The organism is Xylanibacter rodentium (genome assembly GCF_013166575.1).
Taxonomy (GTDB): domain Bacteria; phylum Bacteroidota; class Bacteroidia; order Bacteroidales; family Bacteroidaceae; genus Prevotella; species Prevotella rodentium.
This window is the reverse complement of sequence record NZ_JABKKE010000006.1, coordinates 144,753-162,842: the sequence shown is the minus strand read 5'-3', so window position 1 is coordinate 162,842 and position 18,090 is coordinate 144,753. Positions and strand designations below refer to the sequence as shown.

Here is an 18,090-nt window from a genome sequence, read left to right as displayed (position 1 = left end):
GTTACATGTTGAAGTCCATACGCCATACGTTGTATACCTTATCTGCCGAACCGCGCTGCGAAAGGAAGAATATACTGTGTCCATCTGGACTCCATATCGGTGACAGGTCGTTTCCAGGGTGATATGTAAGCTGGGTCAGTTGTGTTCCGTCGGTCCGTACTACGAATATGTCGGTATTGTCAATGCCTTCTTTCTCGGATTTGCTGCTACCGGTGACGAGCAACCATTTTCCGTCGGGTGACAATTGTGGTGTAGTGAAACTTTTTCCTGGCTGGGTGAGTATGACTTCTTCAACTCCTGTTTCAAAGTTGACGCGCCATATCTCGCTTTCGTTGTTGTCAGTAAAGCGTGCGCAGTAGATAGTGTTCTTGTTGCCAGGTATGAGGCATGCTGTCATGCCGCGTGAATAGTTTGAGAAGAGGTTAGTTTTGCGGTCATAGCTCCATAGACTGTAGCTTGAGTAACCTTCACCGCGGTGGAAGAATATTGTATTCCCGTCGGGGGATATGACCCCTCCGTAGTCATTGTCGTTTCCACCAGAAACCTGACGTACTACCGTACCTTGGTTGGCGTCAACAAGATATATGCCATGGTGCCCGCCACGTACTTCGGTAAAACAGATTGTATTTCCGTCCGGACTCCATGAGAAACCTTCAACATTGGTGCGGAATGTACGTTGTATGCTGGCTCCGCCTTTGGCCGCACTCTTTATCATGACGTTGGTAGTACCGTTTTTCTCATTGATATATCCTATGCGTTTTCCGTCGGGCGAGAGTGCAATCTGCGGTATTACCCACCAATCGAGTACGTTTGTCTTTACCGAACCGAATATTCCGGTGGCCTTTTTCACGAGATTTCCGGTTCTGTTGCGCCCTTGCTTGTACTCGGCCACCATATCGGCGTCTTCGGTTATTTTCTCAAACTTTACCCCTCCTTCCTCGGGTACGAATACTACCGAGTAGTCAAACTTAGGTTTTTTGGCAGCTTCGGAACCTGTAGCGACAAGTACGGCCGCCAACAGTGCAAGTACTTCTTTTCTCATCATTTCTCTGTTGTTTTTATTGTTTATTTATGTTAATCAGTTGATCCCATTTGCCGTTAGAAGGCTTTGTGGCCTTGATTATATATAACTTCGGATGTAACGTAGCATATATGTAGATTCGGTATGGGTACAATTATTGCTTTCCGCATAGTGGTTGGCTATGCGTAGTATACGACAAACATACACAACGGTATCACGGTGTGATGTCGCTGATGTCGTTTTGTGCACCTGTTTTTGGCAATATCAGCCCGTAGTGAAGGCGCATGTTGAGAAAAACCTTTAATAATTGGCCGTTATTTAGGGGTCTCTCAATTGCAATAAACATATTGTGAATGAAAAAGAGTGGACGTTTTCTTCACAATCATTATCGCCCCAAGGGAACGGCCAAGCACCCCGAACAAGATAAATAAAAAGGAGAATACGCCCACATAGAGGCGCATCTAATTCCTTTATTCTCTTGTTCTTCTCAATTATTTGGCCGTTGTTTTGAGACGAGAACGCAGTTCATAAACACGTATAGCACTCAATTTTTTCACAGTCCTCTCCACAGAAAGGACAGTGCAAAGGTAGTAAAAAGATGTATAACCGACAAATAAATGTGTAAATATTTGCATCAATTCGTCTATTTTGGCCATTCCGCATGTTCAACTTGACAAACAACAAGTCCTGGTGTGAGACAATCATCCCAGCACAACGTCAAGCACCATCATCATAGTGAATCCTATGGCAAACCCTATAGTGCTGAGATTGGAGTGGGGCTCTTCGCTTGCCTCGGGTATAAGTTCTTCGATGACGACATACAGCATGGCTCCTGCCGCAAACGAGAGCATATAGGGCATCACCGGTGTGAGCAGTGCCGTGAGCATTATTACGGCAAGGCCGCCCAACGGCTCTACTGCTCCGCTGAGGCTTCCTATCGTAAACGAGCGCCATCGGCTGTTGCCTTCGGCACGCATAGGCATGGAGATTATGGCTCCTTCGGGTATGTTCTGTATGGCTATACCAATCGACATAGCCAGTGCTCCTGCCGAGCTGATGCCTGCGTCTCCCGATGCTGCTCCGGCCAGTACCACACCTACAGCCATGCCTTCGGGCAAGTTGTGTATGGTGACGGCAAGCGAGAGCATCGCCGTGCGCGATAAGCGGGTGTGCGGACCTTCGGGATTGCTTGTCCGTGTGTGCAAGTGAGGGGTGATGTAGTCGATGAGCAGCAGAAAGGCCATGCCTGCCAGAAAGCCTGCGGCTGCCGGTATGACACGGGCAATGCCGTCGGCATCAGGTCTGAAGTCAAGACTGGGTATAAGCAGTGACCATACAGATGCGGCCACCATCACGCCCGACGCGAATCCGAGCAATGTCTTTTGGAGTTGTGCAGGCATGTCGCGTTTCATGAAGAAGACCAGGGCAGAACCGGCCACGGTGCCTGCAAACGGAATGAGAAGTCCAAGTGCTATAGCGTTCATATTTTCTTTATTTGTTTCACTTTTGTTCCTTTTGCGATAGTTCCGGCTGTGTATCTGGCTGTTTTCGGTATTGTCAGTTCACTCAGGTTCCTGGCATGTGCGAAAGCTCCGTTACTTATTGTTTTAACAGCCTGCGGTACTGTTACCGTAGTCAGGGCGTTGCACGAGTTGAATGCGTTTGCTCCGATGGTCATAAGGGAACGTGGCAACGACAAGTATATCAGATTGAAACATCCCGAGAAGGCGCGTTGTCTGATGTCGCATACCAGTGGATGTATCGTCACGTTGTTCAGTTTGGAGCATCCCGCAAAAGCGTAGGCGCTTATTTCGGGAAGGGTTATCGGCAGAGTGATTGACGTGAGATTGTCACAGCCGCAGAAAGCGGAGTCGGGCAGTGTCAGTATCACACACTCACTCATGTCTATCGAACTTAGTGTACCGTTGCGTTCACCGCCACCACTGCGTGCACCTCCGGCCAATTGACGCAACAGTTTTACGTCATCTTTGTTTATTGTGCCCGTCAGTTTGACATGACGCAGATACAGCCAGTCGTCTTCACTGATATTGTGTGCCAATCGTCCCGGCTCGTCCACATTTATCAGGCGTACGGCCGGCATTATGTCTTTCGGGGCTATGCCCACTACCATCCGTTGGTTGGATCTGAACCCGTATAGCGAGTCAGGGTCGTAGTATCCGTTTCGTCGTCCGTTCCATCCCCAGTTTACGTGTACCAGTGAGTCACGGCATCCGTCGATAATGAATACATGTGCGTTCCATTTGCTTTTCTCTCCGCGTATTATTATGGGCCGGCCGGCTTTCAGTTCGTCGAATATAAGTTCTTTCCATGCCTTGTCTCCGTCTTTGCCGCGATAGTATGCCCTGTCTGCTATGTGCATGTAGCGATTGTATCCGAAGTGTTTTTTCAGCCCTTGGACCACGCTGTTCAGTTTGGTCGAACTTGCCGTCTGTCCGTAGTTGGTCTCTGCAGCCGTGCCACAGTCGCGTATCAGTCTTGCCACAGCGTTTATATGCTCCATTGCCGATGTGTCGCTCAGTTGTGTATCCATCAGTTCCCACCGGTATGGCTTGCCGTTTTTGCCTTGTTGCGGTTGTTTGCGGTCGTGACATATTACCTGCGACATCACGAGCGGTCCGCATCCGGCGTAGAGATGTTTTTCGGTAGAGTCGATGATTACCGTCGGACACATCCTGTTGTATGGATATTCCTGTCCCCATTGTGTGGATATGATAGGTGTCACCTCTTTCGTAAATACGAATTTGCCTTGTGCTGCCGCCATGATGACAGGTGCTATTGCTGCCAGTATTGTCGTAGTGATGTTCTTTATCATAGTGTATATATATTATATTCAGGAACCATATTCAGATAGCCTGCTGTAATTGCCGGTGGCAAGATATGGCGATGTCATTTCTTTAAAACAACCGCCATCTCCGTGCTGTAACACGGAAATGGCGGTTTGGGAATGCCGTATCAAATCAATATTTGAAAGAATCGGCTCCGGTTGAAATCCGGATTACTTTTTCTTCTGCATTTCGAACACGGCCTTACCGCTTTCGTCACAGAGTGTCAGTTTACCGCTTTTGTCCACCTTATACGTCTTCACTTTTCCAATGGCTCCGAGCACAAGGTTTTCCGTTTCCATGTCGTGACACATCATTCGTGTGCTTCCGGTATTTCCGAAATCAATCTTACCGCTGTTTGGGTCGGCGTTGAGTGCACCTGTCAGACGGTTGCATCCCGTGTAGCCGTACACTTGCTTCTCGTTGATGTTGAATCCGATGAAAGGCATCTCCTGGCCGTCGGACGCCTTTATTTCTTTACCGTCTACCTTAATGATGTTCCATTCTCCGCCGAGCGAGTCGAGCGATGTCGCTTTTTGACTTGTTGTGCACGATACCAATGCTGCCGTAGCGACGCAAATGGTTGCTAACATTTTCTTCATCTTCTTTTGATTCCTTTTATTATTAATGTTGGAGTTCGTCTTTCGTTCTGTCTTACGATAGCGGCCCCGATGGATGTGTCTTTTTCACACCGAGATCAATCATCTATGTCAATCACTCGGAAATCCTTGTCGAACGTAATTTCCAGACCGTTTGACAGTTTCACTTCGTGCTTGTTGCCATATCGTTCGATTTCCTTTACTATAGCGTTGGTATAGTGGTGCTTAAGATACTCTTTGATACCTTGGGGTATCAGTGCTTTCGGCACGGACGATTGCTTGCATTTTACTTCTTTCCAGTTGCCCTCGCTGTCGAATTCCACTTTGTCACCGTTTGTGAAGACCACATCGTAGCTTTTTGAAAACAGGTCGTAATCCATTGTTGACATTGCCACTTTATGACCGGAGAAATTCTGTTTCAGCATTTTCTGTGCCACTGCCGGAAACTCGCTTATCATAATGGCCTTGGCGCTTGCCGCTTCCGGCAGACACATCGTCAGTACTCCTGCGATTGTCATCATGGCTTTTTTGAATAATCTTTTCATAGTCCTTCCTTTCTTTTATTTGTTAATAATGCTTTTGATGATGCAAAGATAGGCATTTCATCTGACAACGGGGAAATAAGAAACACACTTTAACTAACGTTTGCCTCGGTTGGGATTATAACAAATTAAACGGTGCATATTATTAAATTATTCATGTAAAATGCGGCGTGTCTCGCCTGCTTTCATGTTAACGCTCTTTTTAATGCCGTTATATTTCAGGGTGGTTTTCCCGCCTTGTCGCGATGTAAGAGTCAGTTCCGTCACTCTGCCTTTGCTCCACTTCATGCTGACCACGAATCCGCCGCGGGCACAAATGCCGTTCACGTTGCCGTCAGGCCATTGTTCGGGTAGGGCGGGCAGCAGTGTGATTGAAGAGGGTGTAGACTGCATAAGCATCTCAATCACTCCGGCACAGCCTCCGAAATTGCCGTCTATCTGAAACGGCGAGTGGGCGTCGAGCAAGTTTGGATAGGTTCCTCCGCCGCGTCGTGCGTCCTTGCCTTTGTAACCGTCGGGGCTCACATAGCTGAGCAGTTTGCGGTAGATATGATATACGTTTTTGGAATCGAGCAGCCGCGCATACAGATTGACGCGCCATCCTGTGCTCCATCCTGTGGTATTGTCGCCTTTGATTTCGAGCGTGCGTGCACATGCACGGGCCAGTTCGGGCGTTGCATCGGGTGACAGATGGTGTCCGGGATACAGTCCGAACAGATGTGACTGATGGCGGTGTTGCGGGTCTTGGTCTTCCCAGTCGTGAAACCATTCCTGCAGGTTGCCGTTACTGCCGACGTGGTATGGCAGCAGGCGCTTCAGCGTGCGGTCAATCTCGGTGATGAAATTCTTGTCGCGACCGAGGGTGCGTGCAGCCTCGCGGGCGTCGAGCAGACACTCGCGTGTCATGGCCAGATCGGAAGTGTTGCCGTAGGATGTGGCTCCGCAGAATCCGTCCGGTGTCTTGTACCTGTTCTCCGGTGATGTCCCGGGTGATGTGAGCAGATGCCCGTCCTTTTCCGTGAGCCAGTCCATGCAGAATTCTGCGGCACCCTTCAGCAGCGGATAGTTGCGGGCGAGAAATTCTTTGTCCATAGTGAACAGGTAGTGTTCCCATATGTGTGTGCTTACCCAAGCGCCGCCCATGTTCCAGCAGGCCCACGACGGATCGCTCACACGCAGACCCACCGGGCATGTCATGGCCCATATGTCGGTGTTGTGTCCGAGGCACCATCCGCGTCCTGTGCCGTAATACTCGCGTGCTGTGGTCTCGCCGGTAGTCTTCAGATTGCTTATGAAAGTAAGCAGCGGGCGGTGCATCTCGCTCAGGTTGGCAGTTTCGGCCGCCCAGTAGTTTTCCTCCAGATTGATGTTCGATGTATAGTTGCAGCTCCATGGCGGCAGCAGTTTCTCGTTCCACAGTCCTTGCAGGTTGGCCGGAACCCCGTCAGTGCGCGAGCACGATATCAGAAGATATCGGCCGTACTGGAAGTAAAGAGCTTCGAGGTCGGGGTTGGCCTGTCCCTCTTCGGTGTACAGGCGCAGCTGCTTGTCTGTTGTCATGGCAGCGATGGCCGGGTCTGTGCGCCCGATGTCTAGGCTCACGCGGCCGAAGAACCGCTGATAATCGTATAAATGAGTGTGCTTCAGTTCGTCGTCGGTCTTGCGTGCCGCACGTGCCATGCGTTGTTTCACCAACCGGCGGTAGTCGCGTCCTTCGGTAGCGGGATTGCGGTCGAATCCGTTGAAACTTGTCACGTTGGCTATGATGATGGTCACGTCGCGGCAACCCTCTATCTTCACGTCGCCCGAAGGATAACTCTTTATCTTTCCGTCAGTGTCGCGGGCTATGGCTCTCACGAGAGTGCGGAACCGCGTGCCCCTCTCCGGGTCGTACAGATTGTGCTCATCGGCCGGCACACCCTTGTAATATCCCGGCAGTGCGTGGTACGAGGCATATCCGTCGGCAGTTATCTCGCCGTCCGTCGCCGTCACCGAGCATGGCAGTTGTGATGTGAACCGCAGTGTGGCATGTATGCCTTTTCCGGACGATTGCAGACGTATGACGATGACCGAGTCGGGAGCCGACGCGAAATATTCGCTCGTCTGCATATGTCCGCCTTTCATATATTGTGTCCGTGCCACGGCCTCGCTGATGTCAAGACTGCGCCGGTATGCGGTGATGTCGCGGGCGGTGTTGTCGGTATAGTCTATTGTGAGTTGTCCGAGCGGCTGATAACTCTCGCTGAAGTGTCCTTGTATCTTGCGGTTGGCCCGCTCGGCTTCGCGATAGTCCTCATTGTCCAGCAGTTCCCGAATCTCCGGCAGGGCCTTGAATGCCCCCGGTGTGGTCACGTCGCGGTCGGGTTCTCCCGTCCACAGAGTGATGTCGTTGAGCGATATGCGGTCTGTCTTGGTGCCGCCGTATACGATAGCTCCCATAGTGCCGTTGCCTATCACGAGGGCTTCTTCGAAATATTCGGCAGGGCGGTCGTAATGCAGTGTGAGACGGTTGTAGGTCTTGTTGTCACCGGATGCTCCGGCCATAGTGTTCTGTGCTGTCATTACGGTGGCGGGGCTGGTCATGACGACCGTTGCAACCCACCAATGCATACGGTCGGCGATGGCCGTGAGAATGTTGGATTTCTGTCTTTTCATTTGATTCTATTATAGATTAGTTTGTTTGATGTTTCCGGGTAACTCTCTCATCGGGCATAGTCGAGCAGCACGTCCCAGACGGCAATGATGTGGCATATACTGCCGGCAAGTACGAAGAAGTGGAATACGGAGTGCATGAACCGCCGCTTGTTGAGGCTGTAGAACAGTGCTCCTGTGATGTAGCACACGCCTTCGGCCACTATCCATGCCACGGCGGCAGTGCTCACGCTGTCGATAAGTGGTCTGAAAGCCACAAGCACCGAAAGCCCCATACCCACAAAACATACGGTCTCTATGTTGCTGTGTTCCTTGAGACGTACAAAGCTGACCGCCGTGCCCGCTATGGCGCATAGCCATACGAATGAGAACAGACTCCATCCCCAATATCCCTGTTGGCGCAAGGCGACGAGGGTGAGCGGCGAATAGCTTCCCGCTATGTGCCAGTAGATGGCGGCATGGTCCCAGCGGCGCAGCCTTTCCTTCCATAGGCTGCGGCGTGGCATGGCATGATATGCCGTTGAGGCTGCATAGGATGCTATCATCCCGAACAGATACAGTCCCACGCCGGCGCGTGCCCATGGGTTGTCTCCCCGTGAGCATATTATGGTGAATACCACTCCCACGGCCACTCCCATCAGTATGCCTGCGGCATGTGACCATGTGTTCCATTGCTCTTCGCGCTTGGTATATCTTATCATTTTAGTTCAGAGTTCAGAGTTTAGAGTGAAGAGGTATTATTACCTTTTGTAAGTTTAGAGTTCAGAGTTTGGAGTAAAGAGGTATGATTACCCTTTGTAAGTTCAGAGTTCAGAGTTTGGAGTAAAGAGGTATGATTACCCTTTGTAAGTTCAGAGTTTGGAGTTTGGAGTGAAGAGGTATGATTACTCTTTGTAAGTGAACCTTAGTATTATGCTCACGGTCTTGTCTTGACGGTAATCATACCTCTTCACTCCAAACTCTGAACTCTGAACTTACAAAGGGTAATCATACCTCTTCACTCTAAACTCTGAACTCTGAACTTACAAAAGGTAATCATACCTATTCACTCTAAACTCTAAATTCTTAACTTTCAATGGTAAAGTCGAGCTGCTTTTTCTCGATGTTGGCCTTGGCCACTCGTATGCGTACGGCGTCGCCGAGCTGATACTGATGGTGGTGCCGCCGGCCCACGAGGCAATAGTTCTTCTCGTCGAAGTCGTAGTAGTCGTCGTCAAGGTCGCGCATGGGCACCATGCCTTCGCAGTGGTTCTCGTCTATCTCGCAGTATATGCCGTAGCTCTGTATGCCGCTGATGTGCGCGTCGTAGACCTCGCCCACCTTGTCGGCCATGAACTCCACCATCTTATACTTTATCGAGTCGCGCTCTGCATTCTGTGCCACCAGTTCCATGTCGCTGCTGTGTTCGCACAGTTCCTCATAGTGCTGTTTGTTGGCTGAGCGCCCGCCTTGCTGATACTTCGTGAGCAGACGGTGGACCATGGTGTCGGGATAGCGTCGTATGGGCGAGGTGAAGTGAGTGTAGTAGTCGAATGCCAGACCGTAGTGTCCGATGTTGTGCACGCTGTATTTGGCCTTCATCATTGCCCTCAGGGCCACTGTCTCTATGAGTTTCTGCTCTTTCTTTCCGGCGCATTCGTTCATCAGAGTGTTCAGACTCCTCGATATGGCGCCTTTCGTTCCCGTAGACTTCATCTTGTATCCGAATTTTATCACAAACGTGCGCAGGTTTTCGAGCTTTGTCGGGTCCGGCATGTCGTGTATCCGGTAGGGCAGTGTCTTGGCTTTCGTGCCTTTCTTCACCTTGCCGATGCTCTCGGCCACAGTGCGGTTGGCCAGCAACATGAACTCTTCGATCAGCTTGTTGGCGTCCTTCGACTTCTTGAAGTAACAGCGCGTGGGCTTTCCTTTGTCGTCGATGTCGAAGCGCAGTTCCTCACGGTCGAACTTCACGGCGCCGTTCTTGAACCGTGCCTCGCGGAGCTTCTTTGCCAGACGGTCCAGTGTTATCAGCTCGGCGGCATATTCACCGCTGTAGCCTTCGGGTCCGGCGGGTGGCGCGGGCTGGCCTGTTCCGTCTTTCACTCCGTTGCGTTCCAGTGTCTCCTGTACCTCCTCGTAAGCGAAGCGGCGGTCGCTCCTTATCACCGTATGTACCAGCCGCCATCGTTTGATGTCCGCCTCATCGTCCATTTCGAATATCACGCTGTAGGCCAGCTTGTCCTCGTCGGGGCGCAGCGAGCAGATGAAGTTGCAGAGGCGCTCGGGCAGCATCGGTATGGTGCGGTCTACGAGATATACGCTCGTGGCGCGTTTCAGGGCCTCCTTGTCTATGACGGAGCCTTCGGTGACATAGTGGGATACGTCGGCTATGTGCACTCCCACTTCCCATAGCCTGCCGTTGTCCGTCCGTCTTACTGACAGGGCGTCGTCGAAGTCCTTGGCGTCGTGCGGGTCGATGGTGCACGTGAACACGTTCCGGAAGTCTTCGCGGCCTGCGATGTCGTCTTCAGTGATGTCGGCGGAAATCTTGTTTGCCGCGTCTTCCACGGCCTTGGGATATTTGTATGGCAGACCGTATTGTGCCAATATGGCGTGCATCTCCACGTCGTTCTCTCCCTGCTTGCCGAGCACGTCGACCACTTCGCCTATCATGTTGCGGTGGTTGGCGTCGGGCCACTGTATCACTTTTACCACGGCTTTCTCGTCGTTCTTGCCTCCTTTCAGTTTTTTCTTCGGGATGATGATGTCGTGGGCCAGGATGTTATCGGGCGTGATGAGCAGCGCGAAGTCCTTTTCCACGCGAAGACGTCCCACGAATGTGTCGCGGGCACGTTCCAGAATGGCCGTTACGATGGCCTCCTTGATATGGCGTTGGCGTCGTGCCATGAACGTCACCTGTACGCGGTCGCCGTCGAGTGCCGACATCGAGTTGCGCTCGGCCACGAATATCGGCAGGCTGCCGTCGTCGGGAACAAAACTGTTCTTGCCGTTGGGTTTGCGTCGGAAGCGTCCTTCCTGCACCTGTGTCTTGGTGTTCAGACGGTATGAGTTGTCGCTCACCTTTGTCAGATAGTCGTCCCATGCCATCTCTTCCATCGTGTCGATGGCCAGCATCTTCAGCGGATGGGTGTCGAGCTTGAGCGCCTTGAATATATACTTGAAATTGTATGTCTCGTTCGGATTCTCTCCGAACAGTGTCTGCAGAGCCTCGGTCATCTGCTTCTTGGACATTCTTTTTCCACCTTTTTTCTTTCCCATAATGGTTCGTGTCTTTTTAGTGACGGATGAACTCTCATCCTGCTATTGCAAAGTAACAAAATAATTCCCTATTTCACGATATTTCGGGTGATAATTTATTTTAAATTAATGAAAACGTCCGTACTTCACCGGTGTCCGGCTTGTGCGGCGCTGCGGCAGGCGGCTTGTGTCGTCGTGCTTCGTTCCGCTTCGGTCTGTATGTACCTACTGTTGCCGATGTCCGGCCGATGCCGGATGTGACAACGGTAAGTATGAATATTGTTTACTTTAACATATGTTAAGCGGCGTCTGCGACGCAATTTTCCGACAAGGCTCCGAAAACGGCTCGTTTTTTGTAAAATGGGATGCGCTGATTGTCAGCATGTTACGACAAAGGGGCTTTGTAAAGAAAGCAGAGAGGCCGGTTTCGCCTTGCAATAAGGCCGCCGTTGCATTGCGAAACCGGCCTCCTTGCAATGCGAAATGGCCGTTGCGGGAGTGTCGGGAGGCCCTTACGGCAAGAAAATCATGCCAGAAACGCGTGTAAAAGAAGCAGAGAGGGCCTCTCTGCTTTTCTGGTTTGAGAAAAAGAAAATGAGTTTTTTTCAGAATAATCACAACATGGGGCATGGCCGGGATACGTGCTTTCAGACAAAATTATGGACTTCGCGAGAACTGTCTTTACCAAATCTTTATTACTACTGTGTAGGGATTTCACTATTTTTTACTATATTTGCAGTCAAAATAAAGACTTTAATGGATATTCTTATAACAGGTGCAAGCGGCTTCATCGGCAGTTTTATCGTAGAGGAAGCATTGAGGCGGGGAATGAACGTGTGGGCTGCAATGCGGAAGACGAGCAGCCGCAAGTATCTTACGGATTCGCGGATAAATTTCATCGAGTTGGACCTGAGCAGCCAGACGCGGCTGGTGGAGCAGATGACAGGACTGTGTTTCGATGTCGTGGTGCATGCCGCAGGCGCTACCAAGTGTCTGCACAAGGAAGACTTTTTCAAGGTCAACACCGATGGCACACGCAATCTGGTGCGTGCATTGCAGCAATTGCAGATGCCGCTGAAGCGGTTTGTCTATGTGAGCAGCCTCAGTGTATACGGTCCGGTGCGCGAGCAGCGGCCGTATTCGGAGATTAAGGAGAGCGACATGCCGCGGCCCAACACTGCATACGGGCAGAGCAAGCTGGATAGTGAGCGCTTTCTTGACACGCTGGAAGACTTCCCGTGTGTCACGCTGCGCCCCACGGGCGTGTACGGTCCGCGCGAGTGCGACTACTTCATGATGGCGAAGAGCATCAAGGGACATACCGATTTCTCAGTCGGCTACAAGCCTCAGGACCTGACGTTTGTCTATGTGCTCGACGTTGTGCAGGCGGTGTTTCTTGCCATCGAGCGCGGCAAGTCGGGGCGCAAATATTTCCTTAGCGACGGCAAGGTGTATTCGTCGCGCACGTTCAGCGACTTGATTCACCGTGAGTTGGGGCGGCCCTGGCTCCTGCGCATAAAGGCTCCGATATGGGTGTTGCGCGTTGTGACATTCTTTGGGGAGTATGTCGGCAGGATTACCGGCAAGGTGTCGGCCTTGAACAATGACAAGTACAACATCATGCGGCAGCGCAACTGGCGTTGTGACATAGCTCCGGCACGCGAGGAACTGGGCTACACGCCGCAGTACGACCTTGAACGCGGCGTGCCGCTCACTGTCAAGTGGTATTGTGACAACGGGTGGCTGTGACAGTGTAGAGTTCAGAGCTGAGAGTATTGAGGTGTGATTACCATCAAGACTTGGACAGATGAGAATTTAGAACCGGTAATTATGATTGAGTGACATAGGGACAGTTGGTCTTGGTGTGAAAGGTCTTGAAGGTAATCAAACCTCAGATCTTAGTACCTCTGAACAGTCAAAGTCTTGATGGTAATCATACCTCAAAACTCATACCTTTGAACTCTTACCTTAATTTATATTGACAATGAAAATACTGACAAACCTTTTCAAGATAGAGAAGAAACCCAAGAAAGGCCTTATGGCTTTCGAGTGGGCCATGTTTGCATACATGGGTGTTACGTTGCTGCTGTTGCTCTTCACATACACCAAGGTCGATAATCCGGAGCCGATGCTTTACGGCCGTCTGCGCATTGCCGTGATGACAGTGGCGCTTTGGGGTGTATACCGCATGGTGCCGTGCCGCTTCATGCGTTTCTGCCGTGTGCTGGCACAGATGGCATTGCTGTCGTGGTGGTATCCTGAGACGTATGAGTTCAACCGTATGTTTCCTAATCTCGACCATGTCTTTGCCGGCTACGAGCAGTCGCTGTTCGGTTTTCAGCCCTCGCTGGTGTTTGCCGCCAAATGCGGCAATGCAGTGTTCAGCGAACTGATGTGTCTGGGATATACCGTATATTACCCGCTTATAGCCGTTGTCGTCCTGTTTTATTTCCTGTGGCGCTACGACCGTTTCGCCCGTGTGTCGTTCATTGTGCTCGGCTCGTTCTTCGTATATTACGTCATATATATATTCCTGCCTGTTGCCGGCCCGCAGTATTATTATGCTGCCGTGGGGCTCGACGGGATAGCCCGCGGCTCGTTTCCCGATCTCGGCAACTACTTTGCCACCCATCAGGAGGCCCTTGCGACACCGGGATGGAGCGGCGGATTCTTCTATGATATGGTGCGTTCGGCCCACGATGCCGGCGAGCGCCCTACGGCGGCGTTCCCAAGCAGTCATGTCGGTGTGAGCACGATACTGATGATTCTTGCATGGACAGCGCGCAGCCGTCGGCTGTTTCTCGGCATACTGCCGTTGTATGTGCTGCTTTGTCTGTCCACGGTCTACATATACGCCCATTATGCCATCGACGTGTTTGCGGGCTGGGTGTCGGCTTTTGTCATCTATGCCGTGCTCTATGCCGTTTACGTTAAGTGGGTGGGGAAAGAATGATGTTTGCTTGGTTCAGAGCTCTTTTTAATTCAGAGTTCAGAGTATAGAGTATAGAGTATTGAGGTATGATTAGCAGCAAGACCTTCACGTCAACACATTAATGACAACCTTTATGCTGCTAATCATACCTCAATACTCTATACTCTGAACTCTGAACTAAAAAGAGCTCTGAACTTTCTTTTTGACAACCTCCAGCAACTTCTGCAGATTCTCTTTGTTGTTGGCTGCGATGACTCCGCTCTGCCGTGTGCATGTGAGCGGCTGCCCGTCAAGGCCGGCCAGCATTCCTCCGGCTTCGGTTACAATGAGTGATGCAGCCGCAAAGTCCCATGGACTGAGCATATATTCGAAGTACAGTTCGCAGCGCCCCATGGCCAGATAGCACAGTTCGGGTGCGGCGGCCCCGAAACGGCGTATGTCGTTGCACTGCATGAATACGTCGCGGATAATGGCCGAGCACAGTCCGGTGTGCTCCTTGTGGTATACGGGCAGGGCGGTGCACATCACTGCATTGGCAAACGGACGGGCTGATACAGTTATGCGGCGGCCGTTGAGCCATGCTCCGCACCCGCGTCGGGCAGTGAAAAGTTCGCCCGTGCGCGGCAGATAGACAACTCCGAGCACGATATCGGCAGCGTGTTTCAGTGCCACGCTTATGGCGCATTGGGCTATGCCGCGGCTGTAGTTGGCTGTGCCGTCGATGGGGTCGATAATCCATGTCAGTTCGCGGGACGTGTCGTTCATGTCTTCTTCCTCACAGAGGAATCCGCTTTCAGGGAGCAGTGCGGCCAGCCGGTCACACAGGAAACTCTGTACTGCGACGTCGGACGATGTGACGATGTTGGCGAACCCATCTTTCTGTGAGATGTCAAAACCGTCGGTAACCATCAGGCCGGCGGCTTCCTTGACTATGTCGACAAGCGATTCTAAGGACGGTATGTTCATATAGTATGATTTTTATAAATGAATAATTGCGGTGTGCGGCAGAAGTCCTTGTATAGGAAACGGCCGTACACCGCAATTATTGCAAAGTCATGGATGTTTATTTGACGGCTTCTACCGTGTATCCGGCATCGCGCAGCAGATTGAGCAGTCCTTTGCTGCCGGGCAGATGGCCTGCTCCCACGGCAAACAGCGTCGGCTTGCCGGCCATTATAGCGGGCATTTTCGTGAGCCAGTCGGCATTGCGGGTGTATATCAGAGCGGCATCCTCTTCGGGTGTAGAGTCGCATGCAGTGTTCTGCTTTTCGTCCATCACGGCCTTGATTCTGTTGATGTCCTGCGAGAAATATGCCTTTGCCAGTGCTGCCGTTATGCCGGAGTAATAGTCGGAATTGTCGACAAGACACATCAGCAGCTGCTTCTGACGTTCTGTGGTCATGCCGTGAAAGAGTGTTCTGATTTGAAAGTCGACAGTCTCCAGTCCCACTACGGGCTTGCCTTTCTCCATGGCCGCTTTCTGGAAATAGCCGTCGATGAGGTTTGCCGGGTCCACGCCCGGTGTCTGCTTCATATACATCATCAGTGTGAACTGCGTGTTTAGGGCCTGTGGTGTCATGCGTCCCATCTGCTGCTCTACCATGGGGTTGGTCATGTCTGTGCCGATGAGTGTGGTCATGAAGGCGTTGAGGCGTGCCAGCTCCTCGGGCGACAGGATGTCCTTGAGTGTCTTCCCGTCGGGCAGCATCATGGCCTGCATCATATTCTGCATGCCTTCGGGGTTCGTCACCTGTTGCATGTCGAGCTCTCCGCACACCTGTTCCGTAAGGTCCATAGCGTCGCGCAGGCCGGCAACGGAGTCCGCAAAGCTCACCGGGGCGAGGTGGTATGTGCCCACGATGTACGATGGTTTGGCGAGGCTTCCGCCCGATATTCTGTACAATAACTGTGCGTTCACGCCGGTAAACACTGCTGTAAGCAGCATGAGGACGGTTGCGGTTCTTTTCATTTTCATAATTTTCTCAAGTTTGTTGTTTATTGTTTATATTCTGTTTTTCAGATGTTCTCGCCACGTTCGTTTGCCAGTTCGTCTATCTGTCGTATGAGATCGTCGTTGGTGCGCTGCATCCGGCGGTAAATCATATATGCAATGACAAGTCCGGCACAGCCGCCGACTGCGAATCCTATGCCGCTTCCCGTCATCACGGCAGAGTCGCTGTTGGCAATCAGTGTGTAGCAGAGGAACCCGAAAACAATTATTGCCGCCAATACAGATATCGCAAAATGAATCATTCTAAGGCGCTTCATCTTGACGAGCTTGCCGGCTGTTTCGACAAGGTTGCCTGCAATCCAGTCGGCCGGATTGGTCGTGTTGATACGATAGTCGGCATATACATCGGCAATGCATAACACTACAATGATGATGTAAAGCCACAATGGAATGTGGAATACAAAGGTGAACAAAGCATATATGATGGCTATAAACGGCAGGAGTACGAACGTTTCGAACCATATATATTTCTTTATCCACGACATGCGGCTACTCATTGTCCGGCTGATAAGACTGTCGTTTATAATCTCCTGACGGCTTAGTTTCTGTTTCATTATCTCGAGTTGGGCACGCATCTGCTCGAGTTCGTTGTTGGTGTTGATGTTGTTTGTTTCCATATTTCTTTCTGTTGTTATCTTGCTGTTTGTATGTTTCGTTTGTCATGTATGTCTGTCTTGCTTCGTTGCGGCAGACCGGCTATTTCATCTTCCGCAGCTCCTCCTTGATGCGGAGCAGTCTTACCGAGACATACTTTGCCGATATTCCCACTATCTCGCCAATCTCTTCGTACGGAATGTTGTCCAGCCAGAGCAGTATTATTGCACGGTCGAAAGGGCCGAGACGGCTGATGCGGTTGTAGAGCATACGCACCTGACGGGTGTCGGTGTCGGTATCTTCATACAGGTCGATGTCCATATTCAGGCGTACAGGCTTGCGTTTCTTCTTGCGGTCGATTGATATGCATGTGTTCAGTGCAACGCGGTATATCCATGTACGGATGTCGCTTTTGCCTTCAAAGGAGCCGAATCCCCGCCACAGATTCATGAGAATCTCCTGATACAGGTCGTTAACTTCGTCGGTGTCTTTCGAGAACATGTAGCACACGGTGTATATTGTGCCCTTGTGTTCGCGCACTGTCTGTACGAATTTCTCTTTATCGCGGCCCTGTGCTGCGTCGTCACAATTATTCTCCATTGTATATTATTTAATAGTTATACTTTTGCATAGAGTTTCAACATAATTATTTTGAATGTTTTTTATGTTCTGCCCATTAGACGTTCTTTCGTCTTGTTTACTACAAAATAAACTGTTTTTTTCGAAAAAAAATCCCAAACGGCGTTTTTGTGCATTTGTATAAAGGCAATAAACTGATTTTTTCACGATTGGGAAATAAAAAATTGGTATTTTTGCAATTGAATACTCAATATGAAACAATTATGATACGGAGTTTGTTTTTCGATATAGACGGCACATTGTGCAGTCTTAAGACCCACGAGATACCGGAATCCGCCGTGCGGGCCATAACCGAGGCCAAGGCCCGCGGAGTGAAAATCTTCATATCCACGGGGCGCCCGATACAGATTATAAACAACATAGGAACTATAGAACATCTCGTAGACGGATATATAACGACCAACGGAGCGTACTGTTTTGTCGGCGATACGGCGGTATGCTGCATGCCTATACCCGCTGCCGATGTTCGTACGCTTACGGCTGATGCCATGGCCGAAGGGTATCCTTGTATTGTGGCCGGTGACAAGGGTATAGCCGTATATGGCAAGGCCCGCGAGACTGTAGACAGAATATTCCGTGGCGAACTCAACGTTAGCGACCTTGACTTTGAGCGTCCGGCCGGTGAAGTGCTCTGTGGCAATGTGCTTCAGGTGACGTCGTTCTGTTCGTCGGAGCACGAACAGAAGCTGATGGAGCGCGTCGGTCATTGCGTGTCGGCACGATGGCATCCGGCCTTCACCGATATCACGGCCGACGGTGCTGACAAAGGGAAAGGCCTCGCCGCTATGGCCCGGCATTTTGGTCTCGACATTTCGGAGACCATGGCTTTCGGTGACGGTGGCAACGACATATCCATCATCCGCCGTGCCGGCACGGGTGTGGCAATGGGAAATGCCGGCGACAATGTGAAAGCCGCGGCCGACTATGTGACAACTTCGGTCGACGATGATGGTGTGATGAATGCTCTCGTGCATTTCGGCGTGATAGATAAGTAGGGATTTTCGGAGTTAAAGGAGT

Annotated in this window: 15 protein-coding genes; 3 read left to right on the top strand and 12 right to left on the bottom strand. The window is 51.0% G+C overall.

Translation table 11 applies throughout. The annotated features are described in order from the left end of the window. Position 1: 1 nt before the first annotated feature. The 8 genes from HPS55_RS05265 to rnr all read right to left on the bottom strand — a co-directional run bounded on the left by HPS55_RS05265 (position 2) and on the right by rnr (position 10,918). Positions 2 to 1,045, bottom strand: coding sequence for a PD40 domain-containing protein (locus tag HPS55_RS05265; protein ID WP_172177114.1), 1,044 nt, complete (start codon positions 1,043 to 1,045; stop codon positions 2 to 4). 677 nt (positions 1,046 to 1,722) lie between these two features. Continuing rightward, complete coding sequence (locus HPS55_RS05260; RefSeq protein WP_172177112.1) at positions 1,723 to 2,505, bottom strand: ZIP family metal transporter; 783 nt, start codon at positions 2,503 to 2,505, stop codon at positions 1,723 to 1,725. After that, a complete protein-coding gene (locus tag HPS55_RS05255) occupies positions 2,502 to 3,854 on the bottom strand; it encodes a C10 family peptidase (protein WP_172177110.1) in 1,353 nt (450 codons plus the stop codon). The genes HPS55_RS05260 and HPS55_RS05255 overlap by 4 nt, the downstream gene beginning before the upstream one ends. A gap of 183 nt (positions 3,855 to 4,037) precedes the next feature. Beyond that, entirely contained in the window at positions 4,038 to 4,466 is a 429-nt protein-coding gene (locus HPS55_RS05250) for an META domain-containing protein (RefSeq protein WP_172177108.1), read from the bottom strand. A 95-nt stretch (positions 4,467 to 4,561) separates the two neighbouring features. Beyond that, on the bottom strand, positions 4,562 to 5,008 hold the full coding sequence (locus tag HPS55_RS05245; RefSeq protein ID WP_253945845.1) for a PepSY-like domain-containing protein: 447 nt from the start codon (positions 5,006 to 5,008) through the stop codon (positions 4,562 to 4,564). Positions 5,009 to 5,155: 147 nt separating this feature from the next. Beyond that, positions 5,156 to 7,660, bottom strand: a complete 2,505-nt coding sequence (locus tag HPS55_RS05240) for a glycosyl hydrolase family 95 catalytic domain-containing protein (RefSeq protein WP_253945844.1) — start codon at positions 7,658 to 7,660, stop codon at positions 5,156 to 5,158. Positions 7,661 to 7,707: 47 nt separating this feature from the next. Then, positions 7,708 to 8,358, bottom strand: coding sequence for a PAQR family membrane homeostasis protein TrhA (trhA, locus tag HPS55_RS05235; RefSeq protein WP_172177106.1), 651 nt, complete (start codon positions 8,356 to 8,358; stop codon positions 7,708 to 7,710). Positions 8,359 to 8,722: 364 nt separating this feature from the next. Next, complete coding sequence (gene rnr / locus HPS55_RS05230) at positions 8,723 to 10,918, bottom strand: ribonuclease R (RefSeq protein WP_172177104.1); 2,196 nt, start codon at positions 10,916 to 10,918, stop codon at positions 8,723 to 8,725. Between the two features lie 735 nt (positions 10,919 to 11,653). Between rnr and HPS55_RS05225 the strand changes: the two genes are divergently transcribed. Together HPS55_RS05225 and HPS55_RS05220 are read left to right on the top strand one after the other, a co-directional pair. After that, a complete protein-coding gene (locus HPS55_RS05225) occupies positions 11,654 to 12,646 on the top strand; it encodes an NAD-dependent epimerase/dehydratase family protein (protein ID WP_172177102.1) in 993 nt (330 codons plus the stop codon). Positions 12,647 to 12,881: 235 nt separating this feature from the next. Further along, positions 12,882 to 13,850, top strand: a complete 969-nt coding sequence (locus tag HPS55_RS05220; protein ID WP_172177100.1) for a phosphatase PAP2 family protein — start codon at positions 12,882 to 12,884, stop codon at positions 13,848 to 13,850. A gap of 156 nt (positions 13,851 to 14,006) precedes the next feature. Here the strand turns inward: HPS55_RS05220 and HPS55_RS05215 are convergent, their stop codons facing one another. The 4 genes from HPS55_RS05215 to HPS55_RS05200 all read right to left on the bottom strand — a co-directional run bounded on the left by HPS55_RS05215 (position 14,007) and on the right by HPS55_RS05200 (position 17,034). After that, complete coding sequence (locus tag HPS55_RS05215) at positions 14,007 to 14,795, bottom strand: inositol monophosphatase family protein (protein WP_172177098.1); 789 nt, start codon at positions 14,793 to 14,795, stop codon at positions 14,007 to 14,009. A 97-nt stretch (positions 14,796 to 14,892) separates the two neighbouring features. Further along, positions 14,893 to 15,804: a TraB/GumN family protein gene (locus tag HPS55_RS05210; RefSeq protein WP_253945843.1), complete on the bottom strand. Its 912-nt coding sequence runs from the start codon at positions 15,802 to 15,804 to the stop codon at positions 14,893 to 14,895. Positions 15,805 to 15,845: 41 nt separating this feature from the next. Next, complete coding sequence (locus tag HPS55_RS05205; RefSeq protein ID WP_172177096.1) at positions 15,846 to 16,457, bottom strand: hypothetical protein; 612 nt, start codon at positions 16,455 to 16,457, stop codon at positions 15,846 to 15,848. Between the two features lie 79 nt (positions 16,458 to 16,536). Further along, the gene (locus HPS55_RS05200) at positions 16,537 to 17,034 is read right to left on the bottom strand and encodes an RNA polymerase sigma factor (RefSeq protein ID WP_172177094.1); all 498 of its coding nucleotides are present in this window, start codon (positions 17,032 to 17,034) and stop codon (positions 16,537 to 16,539) included. Positions 17,035 to 17,276: 242 nt separating this feature from the next. On the opposite strand from HPS55_RS05200, the gene HPS55_RS05195 reads away from it, so the two are divergent. Then, on the top strand, positions 17,277 to 18,068 hold the full coding sequence (locus HPS55_RS05195; protein ID WP_172177092.1) for a Cof-type HAD-IIB family hydrolase: 792 nt from the start codon (positions 17,277 to 17,279) through the stop codon (positions 18,066 to 18,068). Positions 18,069 to 18,090 lie beyond the last annotated feature (22 nt).